Here is a 25,669-nt window from a genome sequence, read left to right as displayed (position 1 = left end):
ATACCTGGAAGGGTATGCCGTTCTATTTGCCTCCCTGTCACACCGTGCGTACGGACTGCAGTCGGTGCACGTCACGGGCCGTGCCGGTGACTCCGGAGAGGAAGCCCTGTGCGCGTGGGGACGCGTGTTCGGTCAGCCAGGCCGGGTCGATGTCGCAGACGGCGACCTCCACACCGGTACCGGCGAGCGCGAGCGGCAGGGTGTGCACGACCGTCGACGGGAAGCTGAGGATCGTACGGCCTATGGGTCCGCGGCGGGCGATCAGCTCGAGCGGCAGGTCCGGGCGGACGATCTCGAGGCCGGTCTCGGTGGCGAGGCGGTGCAGTTTGTCGGCGCTCTCGCGGCGGTGGGCGAAGTAGCGGGTGGCGTGGTGGGTGCGGGCCAGATCGGCGACGGCCTCCAGATAGCGGTCGGGGTCGACAACTCCCGTCTCCACCAAGGACGTTCCTACCAGGTCGGCGCTGCGGGTGATGCGCGGCGGGCCGAACCGGGCGCGTGTCCAGGCGAATGCGTTGGCCGTGACGGTCACACCGGGCGGCGGCTCGACCGGCATGGACGAGAACACCTCGACGGTGCGCCCGTCGGACGGCGTGAGCCTGCGGCGCGCGGAGGACGCGAACGGCGCGAGCACGAGGTCCCGCGCGCCGGTCCTGCCGCCGCGCCGGTGCCAGCGCACCAGGCGCTCCCCGCGGGCGAGTTGGGCGATGAACTCCATGGTCGCGGTTCCGTCGTCGACCACCACGAGGTCCTCGGCGCGGGTGATGGTGAGCAGGAGTTGCACGTACCGGGAGAACGGGTCGCCGATGACGATCCGCCGGGCCCGGCGCAGTTCCGCGGCGAGACCGCCGATGGTGCGCAGCGGCGCGGTGGCACCGCCGCGCGCCTCCTCCCAGCGCACCCGCATGCCCTCGCCGCGCGCGAGCTCGGACATCCGCCGGAGCTGGCCGCGGGTCATCGGGTCGGTCGGTGAGAGCACGACGACGGTGAGGTCCGCGACCAGCCGGGGCGGGTCCACGACGGGGCCGGGCGGCGGGCCGCCGTCGGGGCCGTCGGTGTGCGGCTCCCGCCCCGTGTGCGCGGCCGCACTCGCGCGCAGGGCGTCGAGGTGGGCCCACTCCAGGACGTTGAGCAGCTGGACGGGACTCTCGACGAAGGCGAGCGTCCCGCCGGTGCGGTCGCCGGACGGGCCGGCCAGGGTGGCTGCCCCGCGGTCGGTGCCGGGGGCGGGGGTCACGGGCCCGGCGGCCTGGGAGGTGCCGGGCCCGTGGGGGGTGGGCTTCACCGTGGTGGCTTCCGTTCAGACCGCGACAGGCTCGGGGGCCTGCGCGGACTCGGCGCCGGACTCCGCCTCGGCGACGACGCCGGTGACGCGGCGCAGCTTCTTCATCGGGCCGAGCTCCGACTCGTAGACCTTCTTGACGCCGTCGCCGAGGGAGGCCTCGATGGTGCGGATGTCGCGGACCAGGCGGGTCAGGCCCCCGGGCTCGACGGAGGCGGCCTGGTCGGAGCCCCACATGGCGCGGTCGAGGGTGATGTGGCGCTCGACGAAGGCGGCGCCGAGTGCGACGGCGGCGAGGGTCGTCTGCAGGCCGGTCTCGTGGCCGGAGTAGCCGATCGGGACGTTCGGGAACTCGTCCTTGAGGGTGTTGATGACCCGCAGGTTCAGCTCCTCGGCCTTCGCCGGGTACGTCGAAGTGGCGTGGCAGAGAAGGATGTTGTCGGAGCCGAGCACCTCGACCGCGTGCCGGATCTGCTTCGGCGTCGACATGCCGGTGGACAGGATGATCGTGCGGCCGGTGGCGCGCAGGGTGCGGAGCAGCTCGTCGTCGGTGAGCGAGGCGGAGGCGACCTTGTGGGCCGGTACGTCGAACTTCTCCAGGAAGGCGACGGCCTCGGTGTCCCACGGCGATGCGAACCAGTCGATGCCGCGCTTCTTGCAGTGCTCGTCGATGGCACGGTACTCGTCCTCGCCGAACTCGACGCGGTGGCGGTAGTCGATGTACGTCATCCGGCCCCAGGGGGTGTCGCGCTCGATGTCCCACTGGTCGCGCGGGGTGCAGATCTCGGGGGTGCGCTTTTGGAACTTGACCGCGTCGCAGCCGGCTTCGGCGGCGGCGTCGATCAGGGCGAAGGCGTTGTCGAGGTCGCCGTTGTGGTTGATGCCGATCTCGCCGGTGACGTAGACGGGGCGGCCGGGGCCCGCGGTCTTGTTGCCGAGGGTGCGGAGGCGGGACGTGCTCATGGTGTTCGGTTCCTTACGTGAATGGGTGGTGCTGGAGGGGTGGTCGGGGGTGGAGCTCACCGGGCGCCCTGGCCCGAGAGGGACGGCCCGAGGATCCAGGAGGCGATCTCCCGGATCGCGCCGTCGCCGCCGGGTGTGGTGGTGACGGCACGGGCGGCGCCGCGTACGACGTCGTGGGCGCTGCCGACCGCGACGGGCCAGCCGACGAGGCCGAAGCAGGGCAGGTCGTTGACGTCGTTTCCGGCGTAGAGGACCCGCTCGGGGGCGATGCCCTGTTCGTCGCACCACTGCTTGAGTGCGAGGTCCTTGCGGTCGATGCCGTGCAGTACGGGGATCTGGAGCTTCCGGGCGCGGGCCGCCACGACCAGGTTCTGCTCGGTGGACAGGATCAGGAGCGGCAGTCCGGCCCTGCGCAGGGCCGCGATGCCGAGTCCGTCGCCGCGGTGCACGGCGACGATCTCGCGGCCGTCGGCGTCGATCAGTACCCGGTCGTCGGTCTGGGTGCCGTCGAAGTCGATGACGATCGCGTCGATGTCGTCCCGGCCCGGGCGCTCGGCGAGTTCGGGCCGGTCGAGGAGCGGTGCGAGGGCGCGGGCGCGGGTCAGGTCGTGCGGGTCGTCGACCTCGAGGACCCGGGCGGGGTCGGTGCGCACCAGGTCGGTGCGGCCGAAGAACCGGTGCCGGTGGTCGCGGAATCCTGCCGCGTCCATGGCGTACGCGGCGCCGGTCTCCAGGAGGTCCTGGGGGCGGTCCTGGCGGCGCGGGCGGAAGGACTTGTCGTGATTGACGCCGTATCCGCCGCGCGCCACCGGCGGCCTGCCGTCCACGGCGGTGGCGGCGGCACCGGGGCGTCCCGCTCCCGCGACCGCGCCCTGTGCGGCGACCGGCCTCGGTGCACCCGCGGCGGGGGCGCCGGAGGCCAGTTCGTCCGCGCTGTCGCGCCAGACGAAACCGTGGAACGCGGCCACGGTGACCGCGGTGTCCGCGCCGCCCTCGGCGACCGCGGCCGCCACCGCGTCGACGTCCTCGCGGGCCAGGAACGGGCTGGTGCACTGCACGAGCAGCACCACGTCCACCGGCGAGCCGTGCAACGCCTCGTGGGCGTCGAGGGCGTGCAGGACGGCGGCCTCGCTGCTCGCGGTGTCACCGGCGATGGCGGCGGGCCTGAGGACCACCTCGGCGCCGGCGGCCCGGGCGACCTCGGCGATGGCCGGGTCGTCGGTGGACACCAGAACATCGGTGATGAGCCGGGTGGCGCGGCATTCGCGCACCGCGCGGGCCACCAGGGGTACGCCGGCGACGAGGGCGAGGTTCTTGGCGGGTACGCCCTTCGAGCCGCCGCGTGCGGGGATCACCGCGAGGACGCGGCGGGGCCCCGGTGCGCCGGACGGGCGGGCGCCCGGCTCGGCTCCGGGTTCCGGACTGGTCATGGGCAGGTCTCCTTGGAGAAGGGGCGTGCGGGTGTGGGCGCCGGCGGCGCGGGCCGGCTCTTCGGCGGGTGCGGGGCTCACAGCTCCCCCATCCGCCGGATCACCGGTGCGACGCGCTGCACGCCGTGCCGGTAGGCGCCCCGGGCCGCGTCCCGCATCGCCCCGCGCACCACGCGCCGTACGCCGGTCGCCTCGCTGCTCGCGGGCGCGCCGGGCAGCGGCGCACCGTCGGGGGCGAGGTGGTGGCGGGCGAGGATGCCGGGCTGGTAGCCGGGGGCGGTGACGGGTGTGTAGTACGGCGCCAGGGGCGGGCGTCGGGGCCGGTCGAGCAGCTCGGTGACGCGCTCGCGGGCGGCGTCGAAGGCACGCTCGTACGCGCCGTCGGCCGCCACGCCCTGCCGGGCCAGCCACTGCGCATCGGGGACGGGTGCGTGCCCCGCGTCGAGTTGGTCGAACGAGGCGAGGCAGCCCGAGCCGATGAAGTGGTGGTTGCCGAGCGTCTCGCGGACGCCGACGTCGGTGAGGATCGCGGTGGGGATGCGCCGGTGCAGGGATTCCAGGGCGGCCGTCGAGGAGACGGTGACCAGGAGGTCGGTGCGGTCGAGGACCTCGCCCATGTGCCCGTACACGAGCCGGAGGTTGGGCGGGAGCCCGCCCGGCACCTTCTGCACGAGCTTCTGGTACGGGAGTTCCTCGATGTGCGTGGTGTGCTCGCCGGGCCGTGAGCGCAGCTTGAGCAGCACCTCACGGTCGGGATGCCGCTGGGCGTGCCGGACCAGGCGGCCGAGCAGGTGGGTGCGGTCCGCGCGGGTCACCGGCACGGACGGCTGGGCGGCGAAGACGACGGTGTACGGGGTGTGCGGGCGGTACGGCTCGCCGCCGAGGAACGGCAGCGCCGTCTCCACCACGCTCGACGCGTCCGCGCCGACACCTTCGTACACCGCGCGGAAACGCTCCGCGTCCTGACGGGAGTTGGCGAGGACGACATCGGCGCCGTGCCGCAGGAGCAGTCCGTCGGCGAGCTTCTCGTAGACGACACCGACGTAGCCGGTGACGACGACGGGCCGGCGGCTGCGGCCGCGCCACGCATGGGCGAGCCCGTGCAGCATGGCCTGCACTCCCCCGCCGACCAGGGCGAGGACGACCACGTCGTACGTTCCCTCGCGCAGTGCCGCGAGGAATTCGCTCCCGGTGACCTCGCGCAGGGTGTCGGCGCGCACTCCGACCTCGGTCAGCTGCCGGGGTGTGGGGGTGGCCCGGCCGCGCAGCAGGTAGCCGTCGAGGGCGGGAGCGGAATCGGCCGCGGGTGCGTCCGCGGGCCCGCCGTCCGCCGCCGCGACGAGGCGGTGCGCGGTGAGCGCACCCCACTTCCATCGGGTGTCGGAATCGGCGAGCACGGCGACCCGTGGCTTCCTGTGGATACTTGGCACGTCACAGACGCTAGGAAGCCATTCGGTTCGGCGGCCCAACCCGAATACAACAAACGGTTAACAGCACGTCGACGATCGGCGAATCAGCGTGCCCCGCGGGCTGGTTCACCGATCTGCCACGCTTCGTTCACCCGCCATCTTCCTACGGGTCAAGACGAATGGCGGCGGGACACCTAGCGTCACCCGCGTGGTTAAGCTCTCCGTCATCGTGCCGTTCTACAACGTGCAGCAATACGCGCCCGACACCCTCAGAAGTCTGCGGGCCAATGCGCGTGCCGACTTCGAATTCCTGCTCGTCGACGACTGTTCCAGAGATCGCACGCCCGAGATCCTCGAGCAGACCGCCCGCGAGTTCCACGACGCCGGCCTCGCCGAGGTGCGAGTCCTCAGGCACGAGAAGAACGGAGGCCTGGCCACCGCACGCAACACCGGACTCGACGCGGCGCGTGGCGAGTACCTCGCCTTCCTGGACGGGGACGACTGGCTCGCCCCCGGCTACTATCCCGAACTCCTGTCCCGTATAGAGGACTTGGGCTGCGATTTCGTCCGCACCGACCATGTCCAGTGCACCGCGCGGGCACGCAGCGTGCACCGTGTCCCGTACGGCCGGCGCGACGAGGTCCTGGTGCCGCGCGATGTGATCCTGCCCGCCGACCGGTCGACGCCGGTGGACTACGCGTACGCCTGGGCCGGTATGTACCACCGAAGGCTCGCCGACCGCGGTCTGCTGCACTTCACCGACGGCCTGCGTACCGCCGAGGACCGGCCGTGGATCTGGCGGCTGCACCGGGAAGCGGAATCCTTCGCCGTGCTCGGACTTCTCGGTGTTTTCTACCGGCGTGGTGTCGCCTCGTCCCTCACCCAGATCGGGGACGTACGCCAACTCGACTTCATTCGGGCATTCGACCAAGTGATCCGGGAAACCGCGGAGGACCGGGATGCCGCACAATTGCTGCCGAAAGCCGTCCGTACCTACTGCGCCATCATTTCGCACCATCTCGGTTCCATCGAAAGGTTCGAACCAGCCGTGGCCCGTAAGCTGCGTGCCCTGAGCGCGGCGGCATTGAAGAGAATGCCGCAGGACATTCTGAACGACGCACTCGACTCCATGGACGTCCAGCGCGCGACCCGGCTCCGACGGCTCAGGCGCCGTCCCGTCTCCGCGGAGGTGGCGGCCTGATGGCCCGCGGCACCACCCAGATCTTCTTCGCCTCCACCCTGTACGGGACGGCGACCCTGGCCGCCGCGCTCGACGCGGGCCTCTTCCGCCCGGCGGACCGGCGGCTGCTCCTGGTGAGCAACAACGCGTCCAACCCCGAGACGACCCCGTCGATCGACGCCATGCCCGGCTTCGGCCTGCTGGGCGCGCGCTTCGACGCGGTGGTGTCCTGGAACGACGCCATCTCCCCCTTCCACCCCGGGGGTTGGGCACCTCGGCAGGACGATGTGCCGATGTGGGAGCGGTATCTGCGGATGCTCTGGGACCTCGGTGACGACCGCCTCGAGCTGGTCGTCGAGTCCATCCAGGTCAACCCGTCGCTCGCGCTCGCGCAGATCTTCACCGGCGCCCCGATCGACGTGTACGCGGACGGCCTGATGAGCTACGGCCCGACCCGCAGCAAGCTCGACCCGCTGATCGGCACCCGGATCGGCCGGCTCCTGCATCTGGACCTGGTGCCGGGCCTGCAGCCGCTGCTGCTCACGGAGTTCGACGTACCACCGGAACTCGTCCCCACCGAAACGTTCGTGAAAGTGCTCGGCGAACTCACCGATACGGCAGCCGACTTGGAGCTCCCGGACGGCCAACCGCCCCTGCTGCTCGGCCAGTACCTCTCCGCACTCGGCATCCTGACCGCCGAGGAGGAGGAGCAGCTGCACATCCGGATGCTGCGCGGCGTCCTCGAACTCGGCCACACCCGCGTGGTGTTCAAGCCGCACCCCACCGCGCCGGCCCGCTGGTCGCGGCTCCTCGAGGAGGAGGCGGAGCGGCTCGGCGCCGAACTGGCCGTGATCGACCGACCGGTGCTCGCCGAGGTCCTCTTCCAGCGGCTGCGCCCCGCACTGGTCGTGGGCTGCTTCTCCACCGCGCTCCTGACGGCCGCATCGCTGTACGGACTCCCGGTCGCCCGGATCGGCACCGATCTGCTCCTGGAGCGCCTGACCCCGTACGAGAACAGCAACCGGGTGCCGGTCACGGTCGTCGACGCGCTGCTGCCTGAGCTGACCGACCGGACCGCGGTCGAGGCGCAGCACCTCGACCCGGACGCGTCCCGGCTCGCGGGTCTGCTCACCGCGGTCGGCTTCGCCATGCAGCCGCAGATCCATCCCGGCCTCCGGCCGGCCGCCGAGCGCTACCTCGGCCAGTACCTGAACGCCCGTACGCGCCGCTACTTCAAGCGCCGCCGGCTCACGGCCCTGGCCCTGCCCGGCGCCGTCCCCGCCCAACTGGGCTTCATCCCACGCAACTCGACGGTGCGCCGGGTCGCCCGCCGGGCACGCGCCGTGAAGCGGGCCGCACTCGGATGAGCGCCTCCACCACCACGGTCCCGGACCCGCATCTGCCGCCGGAGACCTCCACCGGCCCGGCCCTGTCCATCAAGCCGCCCGCCGTACGCGCCGCACCGCGCGCCTCCCGGCTGCGCGCCCTCGACGGGCTCCGCCTGGTCGCCGCCCTGATGGTGGCGCTCTACCACTACGGCGGCCGGGACGGCGAGATCTCCCAGGCCTGGGGCAGCTCGCCCGCCATGCAGTTCCCCACCGCGCACACCTGGTTCGCGTACGGCTGCCTCGGGGTGCAGATCTTCTTCGTGATCAGCGGGTTCGTCATCTGCATGAGCGGCTGGGGCCGGCCGCTGCGCTCGTTCTTCGCCTCGCGTGCGGCCCGTCTGCTGCCCTCGTACTGGGCGGCGGTGATCCTGGTGACCGCGGTCTTCGCGCTGCCACCCGTCGTGTACGCGGCCGTCTCGCCGAGCGATTTCCTGGTCAATCTGACGATGCTCCAGCAGCCGCTCGGCGCGGACCGGGTGCTCGGGGTGTGCTGGACGCTCTGGGCGGAGGTGCGTTTCTACGCGCTCTTCGCACTGTGCGTCGTGCTGCCGGGGGCGAACCGGCGCCGGGTCGTGCTGTTCTGCGCGGTCTGGACGCTGGCCTCGGTGATCGCGGAGGCGGCCTCGATGCCGCTGCTCGATCTGGTCCTGATGCCGGAGTACGCGCCGTTCTTCATCGGCGGCATCGGCCTCTACCTGGTGCACCGGGACCGGCACGACGTCACCGCCTGGGGCATCGTCGGCGTCAGCTGGCTGCTCGGCCAGCACTACGCGGTGGACCGCCTCTGGCACGCGCCGAACCCGGACTTCTTCTCGTTCCGCCCGTCGCTCGGCATCATCGCGGTGGTCACCCTCGGCTTCGCCGCGGTCGCCGCCGTCGCGCTCGGTCTGCTGAACCGTGTGGACCGGGCCTGGCTCACCACGGCCGGGGCTCTGACGTACCCGTTCTATCTGGTGCACGAGCACCTGGGCTGGGTGTCGGTGGGCGCCCTGCACCGCGGTCTCGGACTGCCGAGCTACGCCACGGTGCTCGGCACGGTCGCGCTGATGCTGGGGCTCGCCTGGCTGCTCAACCGCTTCGTCGAGGACCGCTTCACACCGAGGATCCGGGCGGCGCTCAAGCGGGGGTGACGCTCTGCCGTTCAGGCGGCGCCCGGGAGCGGGCGTCCTCGGCGGCCGCGCGGGCCGTACGTACTCAGGCGCCGCTCATGGAGAGCTTCACCGCGAAGCCGAGGAAGAGCGCGCCCGCCGCCGAGGTCGCCCCCGCCGACAGCCGCCTGCGGCTGCGGAAGGCGGCCGCCAGGCGCGTACCGCCGAAGATCAGCGCGGACAGGTACAGCACGCTGGCCAGTTGCGCGAACGCCCCGAGCACCACGAACGACAGCGCGGGATAGGCGTACCCGGGATCGACGAACTGCACGAAGAACGAGATGAAGAACAGGATCGCCTTCGGATTGAGCAGGCTGATCACGAAGGCCCTGCGGTACGGCCGCTCGGCCTCGCCCTCGGTGGGGTTCGCCGGAGCGGCGCCCGCCTCGGCGGCGCGCTCCGCGCGGGTGCGCCACAGGTTCCACGCGGAACGCATCATGCCGATCGCGAGCCAGGTCAGATACGCGGCTCCGGCGTACTTCACGATCCCGAACAGCACGGCGTTGCCCTGCAGCAGCGAGGCGACGCCCGCGGCGGACAACGTCATCAGCACGGTGTCACCGCACACGACACCGAGCGCGGCCCGGTATCCGGTGCGTACGCCGCGCCGAGCGGCGACGGACAGCACGTACAGCGAGTTCGGGCCCGGCAACAGGACGATGAGAGCAACGCCGATGAGATACGTCGGCAGATCGGTGACACCCAGCATGTCGGCGAGTGTGACACGCACCCGCCGACTCGGACACGGCGTTCCGTATAGCGGACATCACCGTCCACGGGGCGCCGGGGTCACCGCAGCGCCCACGGGAAGCGCGGCGCCCACGGACAGTGCGACGCCCTCAGAACGCGTCCGTCGGGACGTACGTGCCCCACACCTCGCGCAGCGCGTCGCAGACCTCGCCGACCGTGGCGCGGGCCTTGAGCGCGTCCTTCATCGGGTAGAGGACGCATGCGTCGCCGCGGGCCGCCTCCTTGAGCGCGGCCAGTGCGGCCTCGAGCGGCGCGGGGTCGCGTTCGGCGCGCAGCCGGGCCAGGCGTGCGGCCTGCTGCGCCTCGATCGCCGGGTCCACGCGGAGCGGCTCGTACGGCTCCTCCTCGTCCAACCGGTAGCGGTTGACGCCGACCACCACACGTTCGCCCGCGTCGGTCTGCTGGGCGATGCGGTACGCGCTGCGCTCGATCTCGCCCTTCTGGAAGCCCTGCTCGATGGCGCGGACCGCGCCACCGAGATCCTCCACGCGCTGCATCAGGGCCAGGGCCGCGGCCTCCACCTCGTCGGTCATGGTCTCCACCACGTAGCTGCCCGCGAACGGGTCGACGGTGGCCGTCACATCGGTCTCGTACGCGAGGACCTGCTGGGTGCGCAGGGCGAGCCGGGCGCTCTTGTCGGTGGGCAGTGCGATGGCCTCGTCGAAGGAATTGGTGTGCAGCGACTGGGTGCCGCCGAGTACCGCGGCGAGCCCCTGGACGGTGACCCGCGCCAGATTCACCTCCGGCTGCTGCGCGGTGAGTTGGACGCCCGCGGTCTGGGTGTGGAAGCGCAGCATCAGCGACTTGGGATTCCGCGCCCCGAACTCGTCCCTCATCACCCGGGCCCAGATGCGGCGCGCGGCCCGGAACTTGGCGACCTCCTCGAGGAGTGTCGTACGGGACACGAAGAAGAAGGAGAGCCGCGGCGCGAAGTCGTCCACGTCCATCCCGGCCGCGACCGCGGTCCGTACGTACTCGATGCCGTCGGCGAGCGTGAAGGCGATCTCCTGCGCGGGTGAGGCACCGGCCTCGGCCATGTGGTAGCCGGAGATCGAGATGCTGTTCCACCTCGGGATCTCTGTCCGGCAGTACTGGAAGATGTCGGCGATCAGGCGCAGGGACGGCTCCGGCGGGAAGATGTAGGTGCCGCGGGCGATGTACTCCTTCAGCACGTCGTTCTGGATCGTGCCGGTGAGTTGACGGGGACTCACACCCTGTTCCTCGCCCACGAGTTGGTAGAGCAGCAGGAGCAGGGCCGCCGGGGCGTTGATGGTCATCGAGGTGGACACCCGGTCCAGTGGGATGCCGTCGAACAGGACGCGCATGTCGTCGATCGAGTCGATGGCGACGCCGACCTTGCCGACCTCGCCGGAGGCGATCGGGGCGTCGCTGTCGTGGCCCATCTGGGTCGGCAGGTCGAAGGCGACGGACAGGCCCGTGGTGCCGTTGGCGATCAGCTGCCGGTAGCGGGCGTTGGACTCGACGGCGGTGCCGAATCCCGCGTACTGGCGCATGGTCCAGGGCCGGCCGGTGTACATCGTCGGGTAGACGCCGCGGGTGTACGGGTACGACCCGGGCTCGCCGAGCGCGGTGGCCGGATCCCAGTCCCGCAGGGCGTCCGGTCCGTACACCGGCTCGATGGGCAGTCCCGACTCGGACTCGCGCGCCATGGGGGTGTGCCTTCCGCTCGTCGTGTGCCGTGCCGGTCGTGCGGTGCCGTGCCGGTCGTCGCGGGCCGGTCGTGCGGTGCCGTGCCGCTGCCGCTCGGGCTTCGGATGTGGCTCAAGCCTTCCGCCGCCGGGCGTTCGCCTTCCATGATGCGCGGGAAACATCCGGGGGACACGTGGGCCGTGGCACGGGCGTACGGCCGGGGCGCAGAACGGACGTCGGGGGGACGGATGCAGCGGACACCGGGGGTCGGACGGCGGCGGGCGATGGCGGGCGGCGCCGCCGCACTGGCCGTCCTGCTCGCCACGGCGGGCTGCAAGGTGAGCGGCACGGACGGGGAGCACGTGGGCGCATCGGGCGCCGCCACGGGCAAGCAACCACCTCCCCTGACGCAAGCGCCGGACGACTCCGAGGGCCGGGACGACTCCCCGGGCCGGGACAGCGATTCCGGCAGCGGTGACGGCTCCGGTTCGGATCAGGAGAGCGGCCGTACGCCCCCGACTCCCTCCGCCCGGCCGTCCCCCGTCGCCGCGCCGGGCGACGACGGCGGCCGGGTGCGGGAGCTGCAGGCCCGTCTCGCCCAGATCGCCTGGTATTTCGGGCCCGGCCCGAGCGGCGAGTACGACACCGGCACGGTGAAGGCGGTCAAGGGCTTCCAGGCCAAACGCGGACTCCCGCGCACCGGCACCACGGACCGCGCGACCTGGGACCGCCTGACCGGCATGACCCGGAAGCCGACGTACTTCCAGCTCTACGCCGCGGGCGACCAGCCGCCCGCGAAGCCCGACAAGCGCTGCCTGACCGGACGTGCGCTGTGCATCAGCAAGACCAGCCGCACGCTGACCTGGATGGTCGACGGCAAGGTCGTCTCGACCATGGACGTCCGCTTCGGCTCCCAGTACACGCCCACCCGCGAGGGCGAGTTCACCGTCTACTGGAAGTCACGGCACCACGTCTCGACCCTCTACGACACCCCGATGCCGTACGCCCTCTTCTTCTCCGGCGGCCAGGCGGTCCACTACTCGTCGGACTTCGCGGCGAGCGGCTACACGGGTGCGTCGCACGGGTGCGTCAACGTACGGAAGAAGGAGCGGATCGCGTCCCTCTTCGCCCAGGTCCGCAAGGGCGACAAGGTCGTCGTGTACCGGTGACGGAGCCTGCGTGGCTTCTGGGCGCGCCCGCCTCGTGGAACTCGAGGGCCGGGCGCGGGAGAGGTGCAGAGCGAGGGTGGGACCGGGGGAACGTGTCCCACCCTCGCCAACTGCACAGAGCCGTGGGTACGGGGGGAACCCCGGCTCGTGCGGGCCGATGACCAGTCGGCTCACTCATTACTGCGCCGGTGTCTTCGAGAGTGTTACACCCCAGTACGACGAGCGCGGATCGCGTTCCGCGGAGCGCCCGATCAGCCCTTCGGAGAGCTCGTGGCGGACGGGGACGGCGTCTTGTCGGCGGGCGGCGCGAAGCCGGCCGGCGGGTCGGGGGCGTCGGAGGACGACGGGTCGTCGCCCGGCTCGGTCGGCTTACCGCTCGCGCCGTCCCCGTCGGAGTCGTCGCCGTCGTCCTGGCCGTCGCCGGGCCGGTGCTCGCCGCTTCCGCCGCTCTGGCCGCCGTCGCGGTCGAGCAGCCGGTCGCAGAACCGCTTCACGTCGGCGGAGCTCTTCGCCGCCTTCTCCAGCTTCCGCTGGATGCTCGGCTCGAGCGGCCGGCCCGCGCGGTGGTCGCGGCAGGCGTCGACCGCCTGCTCGTACCACTCGCCAGGGGACCACTGATCGCGTCCGCCGCCGGTGGACGGCTGATCGCCGTCGTCCTGCGGCGGCTTGTGGTGGTCACCCTCGGACGGGTGCCCGCCGTCGGTTCTCGGACGGTCCTCGTCCTGCTCCTCGTCGTCCGGTTCCGGCGTTCCGGAGCCGGCGATCCCGGGCTCGGACGGGTCCGTGGACGGCGAGGACAGCGGGTCGGGCGGTGTGGCGACCGCGGACACCGAGGACGCGGGTCCCGGCTCGGACCGACCGCCGAACGGCGTGGGGATCACGCCCGCACCCGCCGCCATCGCGACCCCGCCGAGCGTGCATGCGGCGAGCGTCGCGGCCAGGCCGAAGCGGACCGGACGGCCCCAGCGCGACGTCGTGGGCCGCCCGCGCCCGCCCGCGACACGTACGGCAGCCACCGTGGCGCCGCCCCCGCGGACCGTGGCGCCACTCGCCCCGGTCGCCTGCCGGAAGGCGGCGACCGCGGCTTCTTCACCGGGGAGTTCCTCGTGCTGCGGGTGGTGCGCCGCGCGGGCCGCGCCCAGGACCGAGGACAGTCGGCCGGCACGCGCGTGTGCGTCGTCGTCGACGGCGTCGAGGGGCTCACCACGCAGCAGCTGCTCTGCCACGTCCTCGTCCAGCCACTTAAAGCGCTCGTCGGCCATCACATGTCCTTCTGCGTCCGCATCCGCGATTCCGTCACACCCGCGGAGCTCGCGGTGCGTCCGCGGTGTCCCCGTTGCGGCGGTACGACACCGAGCATCTCGTCGTGCCCGCCGAGCAGTTCCGCCAGTCGTTTCAGTCCCCGGTGGGCGGCCGTACGCACGGCTCCGGGGCGCTTGCCCAAGGCCTTCGCGGCACTCTTCGCGTCCAGACCCATCACCACCCGCAGCACCACGGCCTCGGCCTGGTCCTGCGGGAGCTGCGCGATGAGCGCCATGGTGTCGCCGGTGGCCAGCGCCTCCATGGCCTCACCGGCGGTGTCGGCGTGACCGGGCTTGCCGGTCAGCTCCTCCTCGTCGCCGCCGACCGCGGGGCGGCGGCCGCGCATGCGTATGTGATCGAGGGCCCTGTTGCGGGCTATCCGTGCCGTCCAGCCGCGGAACCGGTCGGCGTCGCCGCTGAACCGCTCCAGGTCGCGCGCGATCTGCAGCCACGCCTCCGACGCCACGTCCTCGGCGTCGATGTCACCGACGAGTGTGCGTACATAGCCGAGCAACCGCGGGTGCACTGCGCGGTACACCAGACGGAAGGATGCCTCGTCCCCGTCCTGTGCAGCGAGCACCGCGGCGGTCAGCTCCGCGTCCTCCCCCAGCACTGCGCGCGCCCCCCTTGCCCCTCGGCCGGCGCCGCGGTCCACGGCTCCGGGATTCGCCGTCCTGATCGATCTCTGGTGGCTGCCACATGCCCGTGGTCAACCCGGCGCGAAGCAGAACGCTACGGGCCGACGGGCACCCGCGTCCATGTTTGTACAACGTGCAACCATCACGTGACGTACCGCGGTGTGACAGAAAACGCATGCCCGGCGCTGAGGTAAGTACGGGTCGCCGCGCGACCCGTCCCGTGCGACGGTCGGGGCCTCTCCTGTGGGGGGTGGCGGCCCCGGCCGTTCGCCTCTGGCACGTACACCCATTCCGGTATCCCATCTGTCCCGGCCGGGGCCGGTGTGCTGTGCCCGACGCGCTGTGCCGAGCCCGGCCGCACCCCGGCTCCGGCGCCCTGCCCCCTTCGTGCGCGCCTACAGACGACGGAAAGGCCCCGGTGGCCGACGGACCTGGTGGTCCACGTCGGCCGCGGAGGCCTTTCTCCCGTCGCGAGGCCCGCTCACGGGCCGTTCCCCGGATGCTCCACCCGGCAGAGGCGACGGCCTCACCTTTGGGTACGGCCCCCGGAAGCAGCGAGGCGGCGGCGCTCGAGGCGGGTGGCGACGGCGTAGGCGCCGCCTCCGGCGAGGGTGAGGACCCAGTAGAGGCCGGTGCTGCCGGCGAGGAGGGCGCCCGTGGAGGTGAGGGCGAGCCAGGTGCCGAGGCCGTAGTGCAGGAGGTTCCGGCGCTGGGCGCCCTCGGCGACGTAGAGGAGGCCGACGATGAGGCCGGATCCGGTGGGCCAGAGCATGGCCTGCAGGTCGGGGTCACCGAGGGCGGAGGTCAGGCCGGTGATGGCGAGGAAGAGGGCGGCGAAGCCGGTGATCCAGGCGGCGCCGAGCAGCTTGCCCGAGAGGACGTCACGGGGGTCGGTGGCGGTGCGCTGGGCGCGCAGGGCGGCGAGCGTGGCCCGGACGGTGCCGAGGGCGAGACCCGCGCCGAGCAGGGCCGGCGGCAGCCAGCCCGGCAGGTCGAGCAGCGGGGCGTCGCCGGCGGAGACGGCCGCGGAGCCGTGGCCGAGCACGTAGGCGAGACCGAAGCTGATGTACGTCGCGCGGTTGTCGACCTCGCCCGGCGTGCGGACCGGCGTGACGGTGCTGGTGACGATCGGGGCGGCGGGAGCGGTGGGAGCGGCGACGGACATGGCGGGAACCTCCGGGTGATCGGTACGGGCGTCGGGGCGGGACTCGGAGCCGAGTGCGGCACGAGGGCCGGAACAGGCTTCGGCGCAGGCTTCGGAACCGGCTTCGGAACAGGCTTCAGAACAGGCTTCAGAACAGGGCGAGTCGGGACGACACAGCGCCAGACCCCGGGAACGATGACGACCTTGCCGGTGACGGTGCGGGACTCGGCCAGCGCCAGCGCCGAGGCGGCGTCGGCCAGCGGGATCCGGGCGGCGATCTGCGGGACGAAGGAGCCGTCGGCCATCAACCGCAGGACCTGGGTGAGGTCCTCACTCATCCGCCGCTGCCAGGAGGCGCGGCAACGCCGCTTGCCCGCCCAGAGGTTGTAGAAGTGGGCGCTCCTGCCGTTCGGCAGGCTGTTCCACGCCGCGAGCCGTCCGAAGAGCTTCAGGACCGGCAGTTGCGAGTTGCCCTTGTCGCCCTTCGACGCCGCCGAGCCGTAGGAGACGAGCGTGCCGCCCTTGCGCAGCAGCCGCCACGACTCCTCCACTCCCGCACCGCCGACATGGTCGAAGACCGCGTCCACGCCGTCCGGCGCCAACTCCCGGATACGGGCGTACATGTCCGGGTCGCGGTAGTCGACCGGTGTCGCACCCAGGGCACGCACCGCCTCGTGGTGGCGCTCCGAGGCCGTGCCGATCACCGTGAGGCCGGCGTGCCGTGCCAGCTGTACAAGGGTGGAGCCGACTCCGCCGTTGGCGCCCAGGACCACGATCGTGCCGCCGGCACGGACCTCGGCCGTGCGGTGGAGCATCTGCCAGGCGGTGATCCCGTTGACGACCACGGTCGCCGCGCCCGCCGCGTCCACGCCGTCCGGCACCGGCATCAGGTCCGCGGCATCGACCGTCAAGTGACTGGCCCACGCGCCCACTTTGGTGACCGCGGCGAACCGGCGGCCGACCAGTCCGGCGTCCACACCGGGTCCGGCCGCGACGGCCGTACCCACCAGGTCGTAGCCCGGCACGAAGGGGAACGGCGGCTGGTCGAAGTACGTCCCCAGGCGCATCTGCTGCTCGGCGAACGAGACGCCCGTCGCATCCATCCGCAGCACGACCTGCCCCTGCTCCGGCGCAGGCAGCTCGCGGGTCCGGGACTCCAGCCCCTCCGGCTCGACCTCCCCGGGGAGCACGATCTCGGTGGCGGTGATGACGGCGGTGCCTTTCGCGGCGTTCATGGCGTCCATGGCGTACTCCTCGGTGCGATGCCCATTAACTTACGGCCGTAAGACTACGGCCGTAAGTCGAGCGGGCGCAAGGGAGTGCCGCAATAAACTTCACGGTGTAAGTTGACAGCATGGAACACACCGGAACGGCCGACGCGCCAACGCCCACCCGACCCCGCGCACGTGCACGCAACCGACGCGGCGAGGGAGGGCGCCTGCGCGAGGACATCGTCGCGGCGGCGATGGAACTCCTCGACGAGACGGGCGACGAACGCGCCATCACCCTCCGGTCGGTCGCCCGCAAGGTCGGCATCGCCGCGCCCTCGATCTACCCGCACTTCCCCGACCAGCCGGCCATCATGCTGGCCGTCGTCCGCCAGGAGTTCACCGGACTGATCACCAGCCTGCGCACGGCAGTCGAAGAGGCGGGCGACGCCCCGCGGCGACGTCTGTACGCCGTCTGCGAGGCGTATCTCGAGTTCGCCCAGCTCCATCCGCAGCGCTACCGCACCATGTTCGGCGGACTGTGGATCCCGGACCTGACCGACAGCTCCCTGTCCGAGCAGGACCTCAGCACCCTCGGCATGGACAGCATGCAGATCCTCGTCGACGCCCTCTCCGACTGCGTCGAAGCGGGCGAGTCCACCAGCACCGACGCGTCCGCCGACGCGGTGGCCCTGTGGGTGGGCCTGCACGGACTCGCCCACCAGCGCGCCGTCAGCGCCTCGTTCCCGTGGCCGGAGGGGATCGCCGACCGCGTCATCACCTCGCTCGCCCACCTCAAGGACACCGGCGCCTGATCCGCCCCTGCCGGGCAGGGACGGATCAGGACTCCGCGAAGTGCCCCTTCGGGGGCGGCAGTTCAGGCACTCAGTGCACTCTCCACCGCACGGGCCAGTGCGCCGTACCCCGCATCGTTCGGGTGCTTGTGGTCGCCACTGTCGTACGCCGGGTGGAGGCGCTCCGGGTCGTCCGGTGCGGCGAGTGCGCGGTTGAGGTCGACCACGGCGTCGAACTCCCCCGACGTCCGGACCCAGTTGTTGAACTCGCGGATCTTGGCGGCCGATGCGGCGTTGTAGTACTCGGCGCCCTTCATCGGCAGCAGGGTGGCTCCGACGACCTCGACTCCGCGGCGGTGCGCCTGGCGTACGAGGCTGCGCTGCTGCTCTATCAACTCAGCTACGGATACAGCCGGGTTGGGCTTGTACGTCGTCAGGTCGACCTCACTGAACCCGATGTCGTTCAGACCTTCGAGGAGCACCACTGTCCCGACCCCCGGCTTGTCCAGGACGTCCCGCTCGAAGCGGGACCAGGCACTGTCGCCGAACCAGGACGAGTCGTGGAGCAGGAGATTCCCGCCGATCCCGGAGTTGAGTACGGGACGAGGCTCGCCCTTCGCGGCCAGGCGTTCCGCGAGTTGGTCCGGCCAGCGCTTGTCCGCGTCGGCCGTGGAGCCGAAACCGTCGGTGATCGAGTCGCCGAAGGCGACGATGCCGCCCTTACGCCGAGGGGAGTCCCCGGCGCCGCGCACCTCGACGTCGCTCAGGTAGTACAGCGACTGGGTGGTCTCGGTGAACGGCTTCCCGCTGCTGTCGGCCCGCCGGTCGCCGCGGGCGCGGTAACTGGTGGCGTACGCCTGGTCGTGGAAGGTGGCGGCACCGGTGCGCTCGCGGAGGTAGAGGGTGACGGTCAGTTTCTGGAGTCGGCCGGTCCTCAGGGCGACGGGGTCGCCGGCCAGCCGACCGCCGACCGGCACGGTGGCGGATCGGCTTCCACCGAAGGTCAACTCCTTTGCTGTACCTGGACGTTCTGCCGCTCCTCGGCCGGCCAGGGCCGCCGTCGCGCCGGTGATGTGCAGGGGCGAGGTTCCGTAGCGGTTGGAGAGGCGGATGCGTATCTCCTCGCCGGGAGCCGTGACCCGTACGACCTGGCGGAGGGTGTGGTCGCGGAAGCCCTCCTCGCTCCAGTTGTCCCGGAAGCTGGTACTGGGACGCTGTGAGGGCGCGGTCCAGGCGGCGGTCCAGGGCGACCGGCTGCCGTGATCGGCGGGGGTACCGCCCGCAGCGGCGGACGCGGCCGAGGCCGGGCTCGTGGCGGTCGAGGCCAGCAGGAAGGCGGCTGCCAGGGCGAGGGCGGGGCGGAGGGTGTGGGTGTGGGTGTGCATGGGGTGCGGGGTCCTCTTCTACGTGGTTCAGGGATCGGGGCTGACTTCGGGGTTGCGCGTTCGGGTTCGGGTGCGGCTTCGGCGGGGCGGCGGGCTCAGAGTTGGCGCAGGGCGCCGCCGTCGACGCTCCATTCGGCGCCGGTGACCTGGGCGGCTCGCGGGGAGAGGAGGTACGCGATCACGTCGGCCACCTGATCGGGGGTGCCGATGCGCCCGGTGGGCAGGCGGCGCTCCTCCTGGATGAAGTGGTCCACGGCCTTGTCGGCGGCCAGCCCGAAGCGTTCGGCCAGCTGCTCGGCGAAGCCGCCGGGCGCGTCGAAGAGGGCGGTACGGGTGGGCCCGGGCGAGACGACGTTGGACCTGATGCCGACCGAACCGAGGCTCCCGGCGAGGGACTTGGAGACCGACAGCAAGGCGGCCTTCGAGGCTGCGTAGTCGGCGATCGTCGCGTCGGGCAGCCTGGCAGTCTCGCTGGCCACGTGGACGATGCTCGCGCCATCCGCGTTGTCCTGGAGCAGGGGCAGTGCGGCCCGGGTGAGGCGCACGGCGGCATGCAGATTGAGTTCGAACGTGGCGTGCCACTGCTCGTCGTCGATGGCGGCGAAGCCGGGCCGGGAAGTGAGGGCGGCGGCGTTGTTGACCAGTCCGTCGAGCCGGCCGTGAGTGGACCGTACGCGCTCCACGATCTGCTCGGCGGCGGACGGATCCGTCAGATCCGCAGGGACGAACTCGGTCCGGTCGGGCAGGACTTCGGCGCCACCGCCGTTGCGGGCGACAGCTACGACATGGGCCCCCTCACCGGTGAGCAGCTGCGCGGTGGCACGTCCGATGCCGCTCGTGGCGCCGGTGACGAGGACGACCTTGTCGGTGAGCTGGAGATCCATGGTCTTGCTCCTGGGCGGGGTGCGGGCGGTGGTCTGCGGTGCCCGGTGAGGTCGTGACGGCGGGCACTTCACCCGCCGCCGCTTCGCTAACGGGCGCACAGTTCCGTTACGACCAAGAAGCTAACACGTACTTTCCGTTAAAGGAACCCCAGTCCCGATACGCCGCCCTGCCTTTCGGTCTGCCTCTCACCACCGCCCGCCGTAGCGCCGCACCCGCTCGCGCAGCCACTCCCCGACCCATCGCTCCTCCTGGCCGGACGCCTGCCGCAGGCCGCGGGCGGCGATCGTCGCCACGAAGTACACGAAGCGAACGCGCCTCAACTCCCCCTCGATGCCCAGGACTTTTCCCCGACCCAGGGACGTCGGACCCGGCATGCACGACGAACACCCCTCCCCCGTAAGGCACTTCCGCCGCCCCCATCGCCTCCACCACCTCTGCCGCAACAGCCCCTCCCCTCACTCTCCGTGGGGATGCGGCCACAGATTGCGGTCGGCATCGATGGGCTCGCCAGCGGTCCCGGCGTGACAAATACGCCGGCACACAGGGGAGTCGGGGAGTTCGTCATGACCATCGAGGACAACCCGGGTTCCCGGACCAGTTACGGCGAGGAGCTGCGCCGACGCCGCGAGGCGGCCGGACCCACACAAGGGGAGCTGAGCGTGCGTGCGGTCATCTCGCGCACGCACATCGCCCATCTCGAAGCGGGCCGCCGCCGCCCCGCTCTCGACGACGCCCGACGACTCGACCACATCCTCGACACCGGCGGAGTCCTGGAGAACTTCCTGCCGACCCGCGGCGAGGGCGCGGTCGCGGAGCACTTCGCCGAGGCGCTGCGCCTGGAGGAACGGGCGACGGCGATTCGGGTCTACGGGCCGAACCTGGTGCCCGGCATCCTCCAGACCGAGGCCTACGCACGCGAAGTACTCGCCTCCGGCTTCCCACCCAAGACCGTTGAAGAGCGTGACAAGCTCGTCGGCACGCGGCTCCAACGCGCCCGCATCCTGGGCGACTTCAAGTCACCGGTGGTCTGGACACTGCTGGCTGAGGCGGTACTGCGACGGCACGTCGGGGGCCCGGCTGTGATGTGCGAACAACTGCGGCACATCGCGCAGTTGGGAGAGTCGAGCCGGATCCGGGTGCATGTTCTGCCGTTCACGGTGGGTCCGCACGCGCTCCTGGAAGGCGTGGTCTCCCTCATGTGGTTCGACGATCTGCCGCCCGTCGCCCACGTCGAAGGGCTCAAGACAGGCCGTGTTCTCGAAGTCCCCTCCTGGTGGGCCGGTGCCAGGCCGTCTACGAGCACGCCATGGTGACGCCCTGTCCCACCGGCACTCGCTGGCACTGATCCGATCCGTCGCGGAGGACTACGAACATGCACAGCAAGAGTGAGCGACCCATGACCATCCCGAACGCCTCGGCCCTGACGGCTGGCGTAAGTCGTCGTACAGCGGCGGCGAGAGCGGCGAGTGCCTCGAGGTCAACGACGCCTGGCGCAAGTCGAGTTACAGCGGCGGCGACAGCGGGGAGTGCCTGGAGGTCGACGACACCCCGGCCCCCGCCCGCGTCCCGGTCCGCGACAGCAAGAACCCCACCGGACCGGCCCTCGTCTTCACCGCCCCCGCCTGGACCGCGTTCATCACCTCGCTCAGCTGCCCGCACTGACACTCAACCAGCCGCCCACGAAGGCCACTTCACCTGAGTCCGCCCGGATACGGAGGCACCGCGGCTGAGCGCCGGTGTCGACGCCGCTCGAGGACGGCGAGCAGAGCGAACCCCAAGGCTGCCGCGGTGAGAGCCGTCGCAGCGGGGACACCCCAGGTCTTCAACGGCCGTGCGTCAGCGGCCGGTTGAACGTCCGTGCTGGACTCGCGCGCCGCCGCACCGCCCCCGCCATCGGCGCCCCGGGCTCCGGGCTCGAAGGGCTCCGCCGAGTCGGGCACCACCCCCGAGTCGTCGATCTCGATGTCGAGCCGAAGCGGCAAGGTGTCGCCGCGGCTCTTGTTGGTGGAGGTGATGCCGGCCTGGATGTAGTACGTGCCGGCCAGTTCGGCGGCGTCGTCGTTGTCCTCGCGAACGCCGAGCGAGCAGTCGGCCTCTACGGATCCGCCCTCCCGCGCCGTGCTGCCGCCCTTCCAGATCGCAGCGGTGGGGCTGTCCGCCCGGCAGCGGGCCGGCTGCCGGACCGGGTCATAGACCGCGACGCCGAACGCCTCCGGCTCGGGCCCCGGGTTGTACCCGGCCGGCAGGGTCGTCCTCGCGGTGACGGACAGGGACTGCCCCGGCAACAGATCGACCCGGTAGAAGTACAGATCGCCCACGACGGTGTCGCCGCTGAGCGTCCCGGCCTGCACGGGCCTGGCGCTGTTGAAGGTCGCCCCGCCCTGGATCCCGCCGCCCCCGTCGGCCGCGACGGCCGCAGGGACAGCCAGGGCGAGCAGGGCGGCGGCAAGGAGTGCGGCTCGGCGCCCGGTCCGTCGACGGTCGTGCATCACGAGGTCCTCCGGCGGGTGATGACGAAACGGACGAGGAGGGCTACAGCGAGGCCCACTGCGGCGGCCAGCGCGAGGGGCAGGGGACGTGTCATATCGGAGGACGCTCCCGCGTTCTGGGCGTCCTGACCGTCCTGGGCGTCGCCCCTGGCATCCCGGGCGTCCTCGCCCGGAGCGGCGGACGGGGACTCACCCGTCGCCTGCCCACCCTCCGCGCCGGCGCCCCGGCCGTCCGCGGCGGGCGCACCGTCGGCGTCGACGGCCCGGCCCCCGAGGCCGACGGCCAACTCGACCGACTGTGCCCCGGTGGCGCGTACGTCGTCGACGACCTGGGCGCACACATCGACCGCCTGCCGCCCCTTCGGGACCGCGTCCCAGGTCAGCCGATCGGTCGCGATACCGGCGCTGATCACGTTCGCCCAGCTCGACTTGATGGTCTGCTCGTCGTCGAACGGCTTGTCCGCACCGGGCAGATGGAGCCGGATCCGGGTGAACGACGCCCTCTCGTACTCCCCGTCCTCAGGGATCACCGCGGCACTGAAGCGCAGGGACTGCCCCGGCCGTACACGCACCGTGTACCACCGCTTGTCGCCGTAACCGAATGCGTCGCGGTACTGGCCCGGCTCCAGCCGCGGGGCCTCGGCGCAGGTCTTTCCGCCCCGCACTTCCGCGCCGGAGGCCTCGTACGGGCTGAGCGCGCGTTTGACGGAGTCGTCGAGGCCGTCGCCCAGTTCGTCCGCGTCGCCGGCGTCCACGTAGGTGCCCTTGGTCGCCTTCGCGATGCAGCGGAGTTCGGAACGGGCCTTGCCGGTCACCTTGAGTCCGACGGTGTCGATCACCAGGTCGAGCCCTGCGCCCTTGAGTTCGCGGGCGACCTGGCAGGGGGACGGTGGGGCGCAGGTGTCCTCGCCGTCGGACACGAGGACGATGCGGCGCGGCCCGGCGTCGCCGAGTTCCTTCGCGGCGGTCTTCAGGGTGGCGCCGATCGGGGTCATGCCGAGCGCGTCCGTGGCGCGCACCTCGGCGGTGGCCCGCTTCTTGGCCGCGGTGTCGAGCTCGGCCACGGGGGCCAGCAGCTCGGTGTCGCGGCAGCCGGGGCCGGTGTCCTCGCCCGCGTACTCGGAGCCGTAGACACGCACTCCCATCGCCGTGCCGTCGGGCACACCGGCGATGAGCCCGGTGACCGCCTCCTTGGCGGCGGCGAGGCGGGTCTGGCCGCCGGCGTCCTTCTCCTTCATCGAACCGGAGGCGTCCAGGATCGTCATGATGCGCGGCTGCGGTTCGTCCGCCGAGGCCGCCGGGGCGACGGCCGCCACCGTCGCCGCCACTGCGGCTGCGATCAGGACGGCGAGGGCCCGCGTGCGCCTCATCGCGCACCATCCGGGTTGACCGTCTGTTCCTCTGTGTGAACACCTTCGACCAGGAGTGTCGTCACGGGTCCATCCAAGTCAGCGTAGGGATCACGGGGTTGCCCGCTTCCATAGATTTGCAAAGATGAACATATTCTTCGCTTACGCAAAGTGCAAGAGGTGGGGGCGGAGTCCGCTCGTGCGGACCCGGTTCTGTCGGGCCCCGGCTCGGCACGCGCGCCCCGAAGCTGGCACAGTTCCTTCGGGTGTACGACGCCGACCGGAACCGGCTGCACCCGCCACGCAGCGCACGAAGGACGCACGGGGACCGAGCGGGGGCGAGATGAACGAGACGGTGTTCGCCGGACGGTACGTCCTGGCCGACGAGATCGGCCGCGGGGCCGCCGGCGCCGTCTGGCGGACCTGGGACCTGCGCCGGCAGCGGTACGTGGCGGCTAAGGTGCTGCAACGCCAGGCGGCCGGGGACCTGCTCCGCTTCGTACGGGAGCAGAGCATGCGCATCGAGCATCCGCACGTACTGGCCCCCACCAGTTGGGCGGCCGACGACGACCAGGTGCTGATCACCATGGACCTGGCTGACGGCGGCTCGCTCGAGGACCTGATCGGCGACTACGGGCAGCTGCCGCCGCCCCTGGTCTGCACCCTGCTCGACCAGCTTCTCTCGGGCCTGGAAGCGGTCCACGCGGAGCAGATCCTGCACCGCGACATCAAACCGGCCAACATCCTCCTCGACGCGACCGGCCTCGGCACTCCGCGCGTGCGCCTGTCGGACTTCGGCCTGTCGCTGCGCCGCGGCGACCCGCGGCTGACCGAGAACCACCAGGTCGTCGGCACACCCGGCTACATCGCTCCGGAGCTCTTCGAGGGGGACGATCCGCACATCGCGGGCGACCTGTTCGCCGTGGGCGTGGTGGCGCTGTACCTGCTGCAGGGCGTCGAACCGGACGCTCGCGCGCTGGTACGCGAACTGGAGTCGGCCTCCGTCGCACCCGAGGCGCCGGCGGGCATCGACGAACCGCTCTGGCAGGCGGTCCTCATGCTCCTGCAGCCCGACCGGCGCGCGCGTGCGCGCAGCGCGGCAGCGGCCCGCGAGGCCATTGCCCGGGCGGCGGCGCGACTGCCCGCGGCGGTGGCGTCCGACGCGGAGCCGATCGAGGTGTTCGACCAACTCGGCCCGCTGCCCGAGGGGTTCGGGCCCTCGGGTCCGCTCACGGACGATCCCTCCGATGCGGGCACGGGGGCGCCGAACGCTTCGATGCCGGGCGTATCGGACAGTGCGGCGACCGGTGGGACGGCGGGTTCGTCGGGCGCGGGGAGGATCGGCGCCACCCCGGGCACATCGGCCGAGGCGACGGCGGGTGCCGCGCCGGGCACAGCTCCCGGCACGCCTCAGGGCTCGACGGTTGACGCACCCACGGGCTCGATGGCCGGTACAACACCCGGCACATCTGCGGGAGCAGCGCCCCACGCCCCGGCAGGCAGCTCGACCGGCACGACACCGGGCACGCCTGCACGCCCAGCATCCACCGGCACGACACCCGCTACAGCACCCGACGCACCAGCGGACAGCGCGACCGGCACGACATCCGGCACGGCCGCTGGGCGACCGCCCGGCACGCGGGCGGGCATACCGGCGGGCGCGCCAAGTGGCCCGGTGCCCGCCACGCCGGCGGGCTCACCGGCCGGGGCGACGCCTCGCGGGCCCGACCCGCGGACGGCCACGCCCGACCCGTCGCGGACGACCCCGCCCGGGCCCGCAGGACCGCCGGCTTCGCAGGAGCCCGAGGTGACCAGCTACCACCTCGCACCACCGGCCTCCGGCCCGGACACCGCGCACAGTCCGTACCCCGCCGCGCCGGGCGCCTCCGCTCCGGGCACCCCTCCCCCGTTCCCTCACGTCCCTGAAGGGATCGACCCCGGCGGCGGCCCGCACACCACCCGCCCCGACTCCCGGGCCACACCGCCCGGTCCGGACCGCCCCCAGCGCGCCCCGGGCACGACCGGACGGCTCTGGCTCCTGGCCCTCATCACCTGCAGCCTGGCAGCGGCACTCTGGGCACTGGTCCTGATCGTGGGTTAGCCCGCGCG

The 25,669-nt window shown here is 72.0% G+C and carries 22 protein-coding genes and 1 pseudogene; 8 read left to right on the top strand and 15 right to left on the bottom strand.

The window, feature by feature from the left end:
- Positions 1-37: 37 nt before the first annotated feature.
- The 4 genes from DSC45_RS01975 to DSC45_RS01960 form a co-directional block, all read right to left on the bottom strand.
- A complete protein-coding gene (locus tag DSC45_RS01975; RefSeq protein ID WP_119286824.1) occupies positions 38-1,195 on the bottom strand; it encodes a hypothetical protein in 1,158 nt (385 codons plus the stop codon).
- A gap of 102 nt (positions 1,196-1,297) precedes the next feature.
- Positions 1,298-2,242 carry an N-acetylneuraminate synthase family protein gene (locus tag DSC45_RS01970; protein WP_119286395.1) on the bottom strand — a complete coding sequence of 315 codons (945 nt, stop codon included), beginning with the start codon at positions 2,240-2,242 and terminating at the stop codon, positions 1,298-1,300.
- Positions 2,243-2,298: 56 nt separating this feature from the next.
- Positions 2,299-3,672 (bottom strand): acylneuraminate cytidylyltransferase, encoded by a 1,374-nt coding sequence (locus tag DSC45_RS01965; RefSeq protein ID WP_119286393.1) that lies wholly within the window; start codon positions 3,670-3,672, stop codon positions 2,299-2,301.
- 77 nt (positions 3,673-3,749) lie between these two features.
- On the bottom strand, positions 3,750-5,102 hold the full coding sequence (locus DSC45_RS01960; RefSeq protein ID WP_119286391.1) for a DUF6716 putative glycosyltransferase: 1,353 nt from the start codon (positions 5,100-5,102) through the stop codon (positions 3,750-3,752).
- A 187-nt stretch (positions 5,103-5,289) separates the two neighbouring features.
- Between DSC45_RS01960 and DSC45_RS01955 the strand changes: the two genes are divergently transcribed.
- Genes DSC45_RS01955 through DSC45_RS01945 form a run of 3 tightly spaced genes read left to right on the top strand, consistent with a single transcriptional unit; the run spans position 5,290 to position 8,779 of the window.
- The gene (locus tag DSC45_RS01955; protein ID WP_119286389.1) at positions 5,290-6,282 is read left to right on the top strand and encodes a glycosyltransferase family 2 protein; all 993 of its coding nucleotides are present in this window, start codon (positions 5,290-5,292) and stop codon (positions 6,280-6,282) included.
- Positions 6,282-7,628, top strand: a complete 1,347-nt coding sequence (locus tag DSC45_RS01950) for an alpha-2,8-polysialyltransferase family protein (protein WP_119286387.1) — start codon at positions 6,282-6,284, stop codon at positions 7,626-7,628. Before DSC45_RS01955 ends, DSC45_RS01950 begins: the two co-directional genes overlap by 1 nt.
- Positions 7,625-8,779, top strand: coding sequence for an acyltransferase family protein (locus DSC45_RS01945; protein WP_119286386.1), 1,155 nt, complete (start codon positions 7,625-7,627; stop codon positions 8,777-8,779). The genes DSC45_RS01950 and DSC45_RS01945 overlap by 4 nt, the downstream gene beginning before the upstream one ends.
- A 64-nt stretch (positions 8,780-8,843) precedes the next feature.
- Here the strand turns inward: DSC45_RS01945 and leuE are convergent, their stop codons facing one another.
- Both leuE and DSC45_RS01935 read right to left on the bottom strand, forming a co-directional pair.
- Positions 8,844-9,506: a leucine efflux protein LeuE gene (gene leuE / locus DSC45_RS01940; RefSeq protein WP_119286822.1), complete on the bottom strand. Its 663-nt coding sequence runs from the start codon at positions 9,504-9,506 to the stop codon at positions 8,844-8,846.
- Positions 9,507-9,636: 130 nt separating this feature from the next.
- A complete protein-coding gene (locus DSC45_RS01935; RefSeq protein ID WP_119286384.1) occupies positions 9,637-11,217 on the bottom strand; it encodes an acyl-CoA mutase large subunit family protein in 1,581 nt (526 codons plus the stop codon).
- Positions 11,218-11,445: 228 nt separating this feature from the next.
- Here DSC45_RS01935 and DSC45_RS01930 point away from each other — a divergent pair, with 228 nt between their 5' ends.
- Entirely contained in the window at positions 11,446-12,366 is a 921-nt protein-coding gene (locus DSC45_RS01930; protein ID WP_240434328.1) for a L,D-transpeptidase family protein, read from the top strand.
- A gap of 251 nt (positions 12,367-12,617) precedes the next feature.
- Here DSC45_RS01930 and DSC45_RS01925 read toward each other — a convergent pair whose 3' ends face one another.
- From DSC45_RS01925 to DSC45_RS01910, 4 genes and pseudogenes are all read right to left on the bottom strand, one after another.
- Positions 12,618-13,628: a hypothetical protein gene (locus DSC45_RS01925; RefSeq protein ID WP_119286380.1), complete on the bottom strand. Its 1,011-nt coding sequence runs from the start codon at positions 13,626-13,628 to the stop codon at positions 12,618-12,620.
- Entirely contained in the window at positions 13,628-14,281 is a 654-nt protein-coding gene (locus DSC45_RS01920) for an RNA polymerase sigma factor (protein WP_119286378.1), read from the bottom strand. The genes DSC45_RS01925 and DSC45_RS01920 overlap by 1 nt, the downstream gene beginning before the upstream one ends.
- Positions 14,282-14,832: 551 nt before the next feature.
- Complete coding sequence (locus DSC45_RS01915) at positions 14,833-15,471, bottom strand: ABC transporter permease (RefSeq protein WP_119286377.1); 639 nt, start codon at positions 15,469-15,471, stop codon at positions 14,833-14,835.
- A 167-nt stretch (positions 15,472-15,638) separates the two neighbouring features.
- Positions 15,639-16,685, bottom strand: a pseudogene (locus DSC45_RS01910) (medium chain dehydrogenase/reductase family protein); the annotation flags it as partial.
- A 119-nt stretch (positions 16,686-16,804) separates the two neighbouring features.
- On the opposite strand from DSC45_RS01910, the gene DSC45_RS01905 reads away from it, so the two are divergent.
- Positions 16,805-17,473, top strand: a complete 669-nt coding sequence (locus DSC45_RS01905) for a TetR/AcrR family transcriptional regulator (RefSeq protein ID WP_119286375.1) — start codon at positions 16,805-16,807, stop codon at positions 17,471-17,473.
- 62 nt (positions 17,474-17,535) lie between these two features.
- Here DSC45_RS01905 and DSC45_RS01900 read toward each other — a convergent pair whose 3' ends face one another.
- The 3 genes from DSC45_RS01900 to DSC45_RS01890 form a co-directional block, all read right to left on the bottom strand.
- Positions 17,536-18,837, bottom strand: a complete 1,302-nt coding sequence (locus tag DSC45_RS01900) for an SGNH/GDSL hydrolase family protein (protein WP_119286374.1) — start codon at positions 18,835-18,837, stop codon at positions 17,536-17,538.
- A 95-nt stretch (positions 18,838-18,932) separates the two neighbouring features.
- Entirely contained in the window at positions 18,933-19,721 is a 789-nt protein-coding gene (locus tag DSC45_RS01895) for an SDR family NAD(P)-dependent oxidoreductase (protein ID WP_119286372.1), read from the bottom strand.
- A gap of 186 nt (positions 19,722-19,907) precedes the next feature.
- Positions 19,908-20,096 (bottom strand): hypothetical protein, encoded by a 189-nt coding sequence (locus DSC45_RS01890; RefSeq protein ID WP_240434327.1) that lies wholly within the window; start codon positions 20,094-20,096, stop codon positions 19,908-19,910.
- Positions 20,097-20,285: 189 nt separating this feature from the next.
- Between DSC45_RS01890 and DSC45_RS01885 the strand changes: the two genes are divergently transcribed.
- Complete coding sequence (locus tag DSC45_RS01885) at positions 20,286-21,035, top strand: helix-turn-helix domain-containing protein (RefSeq protein ID WP_240434325.1); 750 nt, start codon at positions 20,286-20,288, stop codon at positions 21,033-21,035.
- A gap of 217 nt (positions 21,036-21,252) precedes the next feature.
- A complete protein-coding gene (locus DSC45_RS36890; protein WP_346426640.1) occupies positions 21,253-21,384 on the top strand; it encodes a DUF397 domain-containing protein in 132 nt (43 codons plus the stop codon).
- Between the two features lie 29 nt (positions 21,385-21,413).
- On the opposite strand, the gene DSC45_RS35590 is transcribed toward DSC45_RS36890, so the two are convergent.
- Both DSC45_RS35590 and DSC45_RS01870 read right to left on the bottom strand, forming a co-directional pair.
- Positions 21,414-22,211, bottom strand: coding sequence for a hypothetical protein (locus tag DSC45_RS35590; RefSeq protein ID WP_162929086.1), 798 nt, complete (start codon positions 22,209-22,211; stop codon positions 21,414-21,416).
- The gene (locus DSC45_RS01870; protein WP_119286367.1) at positions 22,211-23,581 is read right to left on the bottom strand and encodes a VWA domain-containing protein; all 1,371 of its coding nucleotides are present in this window, start codon (positions 23,579-23,581) and stop codon (positions 22,211-22,213) included. The genes DSC45_RS35590 and DSC45_RS01870 overlap by 1 nt, the downstream gene beginning before the upstream one ends.
- 322 nt (positions 23,582-23,903) lie before the next feature.
- On the opposite strand from DSC45_RS01870, the gene DSC45_RS01865 reads away from it, so the two are divergent.
- Positions 23,904-25,661 (top strand): serine/threonine-protein kinase, encoded by a 1,758-nt coding sequence (locus tag DSC45_RS01865; RefSeq protein WP_240434324.1) that lies wholly within the window; start codon positions 23,904-23,906, stop codon positions 25,659-25,661.
- Positions 25,662-25,669 lie beyond the last annotated feature (8 nt).

It is taken from the genome of Streptomyces sp. YIM 130001 (genome assembly GCF_003574445.1).
Classification (GTDB): Bacteria; Actinomycetota; Actinomycetes; order Streptomycetales; family Streptomycetaceae; genus Streptomyces.
The sequence above is the reverse complement of the archived record's forward strand: the minus strand, read 5'-3'. Positions and strand labels throughout refer to the sequence as shown.

Excerpts from the sequence above, each read along its gene's own strand:
- DSC45_RS01945 (WP_119286386.1), top strand. The coding sequence starts at position 7,625 with ATGAGCGCCTCCACCACCACGGTCCCGGACCCGCATCTGCCGCCGGAG.
- DSC45_RS01870 (WP_119286367.1), bottom strand. The coding sequence starts at position 23,581 with ATGAGGCGCACGCGGGCCCTCGCCGTCCTGATCGCAGCCGCAGTGGCG.
- DSC45_RS01905 (WP_119286375.1), top strand. The coding sequence starts at position 16,805 with ATGGAACACACCGGAACGGCCGACGCGCCAACGCCCACCCGACCCCGC.
- leuE (WP_119286822.1), bottom strand. The coding sequence starts at position 9,506 with ATGCTGGGTGTCACCGATCTGCCGACGTATCTCATCGGCGTTGCTCTC.
- DSC45_RS01895 (WP_119286372.1), bottom strand. The coding sequence starts at position 19,721 with ATGGATCTCCAGCTCACCGACAAGGTCGTCCTCGTCACCGGCGCCACG.
- DSC45_RS01915 (WP_119286377.1), bottom strand. The coding sequence starts at position 15,471 with ATGTCCGTCGCCGCTCCCACCGCTCCCGCCGCCCCGATCGTCACCAGC.
- DSC45_RS01885 (WP_240434325.1), top strand. The coding sequence starts at position 20,286 with ATGACCATCGAGGACAACCCGGGTTCCCGGACCAGTTACGGCGAGGAG.
- DSC45_RS01950 (WP_119286387.1), top strand. The coding sequence starts at position 6,282 with ATGGCCCGCGGCACCACCCAGATCTTCTTCGCCTCCACCCTGTACGGG.
- DSC45_RS01890 (WP_240434327.1), bottom strand. The coding sequence starts at position 20,096 with ATGCCGGGTCCGACGTCCCTGGGTCGGGGAAAAGTCCTGGGCATCGAG.
- DSC45_RS35590 (WP_162929086.1), bottom strand. The coding sequence starts at position 22,211 with ATGCACGACCGTCGACGGACCGGGCGCCGAGCCGCACTCCTTGCCGCC.
- DSC45_RS01935 (WP_119286384.1), bottom strand. The coding sequence starts at position 11,217 with ATGGCGCGCGAGTCCGAGTCGGGACTGCCCATCGAGCCGGTGTACGGA.
- DSC45_RS01930 (WP_240434328.1), top strand. The coding sequence starts at position 11,446 with ATGCAGCGGACACCGGGGGTCGGACGGCGGCGGGCGATGGCGGGCGGC.
- DSC45_RS01925 (WP_119286380.1), bottom strand. The coding sequence starts at position 13,628 with ATGGCCGACGAGCGCTTTAAGTGGCTGGACGAGGACGTGGCAGAGCAG.
- DSC45_RS01970 (WP_119286395.1), bottom strand. The coding sequence starts at position 2,242 with ATGAGCACGTCCCGCCTCCGCACCCTCGGCAACAAGACCGCGGGCCCC.
- DSC45_RS01900 (WP_119286374.1), bottom strand. The coding sequence starts at position 18,837 with ATGCACACCCACACCCACACCCTCCGCCCCGCCCTCGCCCTGGCAGCC.
- DSC45_RS01865 (WP_240434324.1), top strand. The coding sequence starts at position 23,904 with ATGAACGAGACGGTGTTCGCCGGACGGTACGTCCTGGCCGACGAGATC.
- DSC45_RS01965 (WP_119286393.1), bottom strand. The coding sequence starts at position 3,672 with ATGACCAGTCCGGAACCCGGAGCCGAGCCGGGCGCCCGCCCGTCCGGC.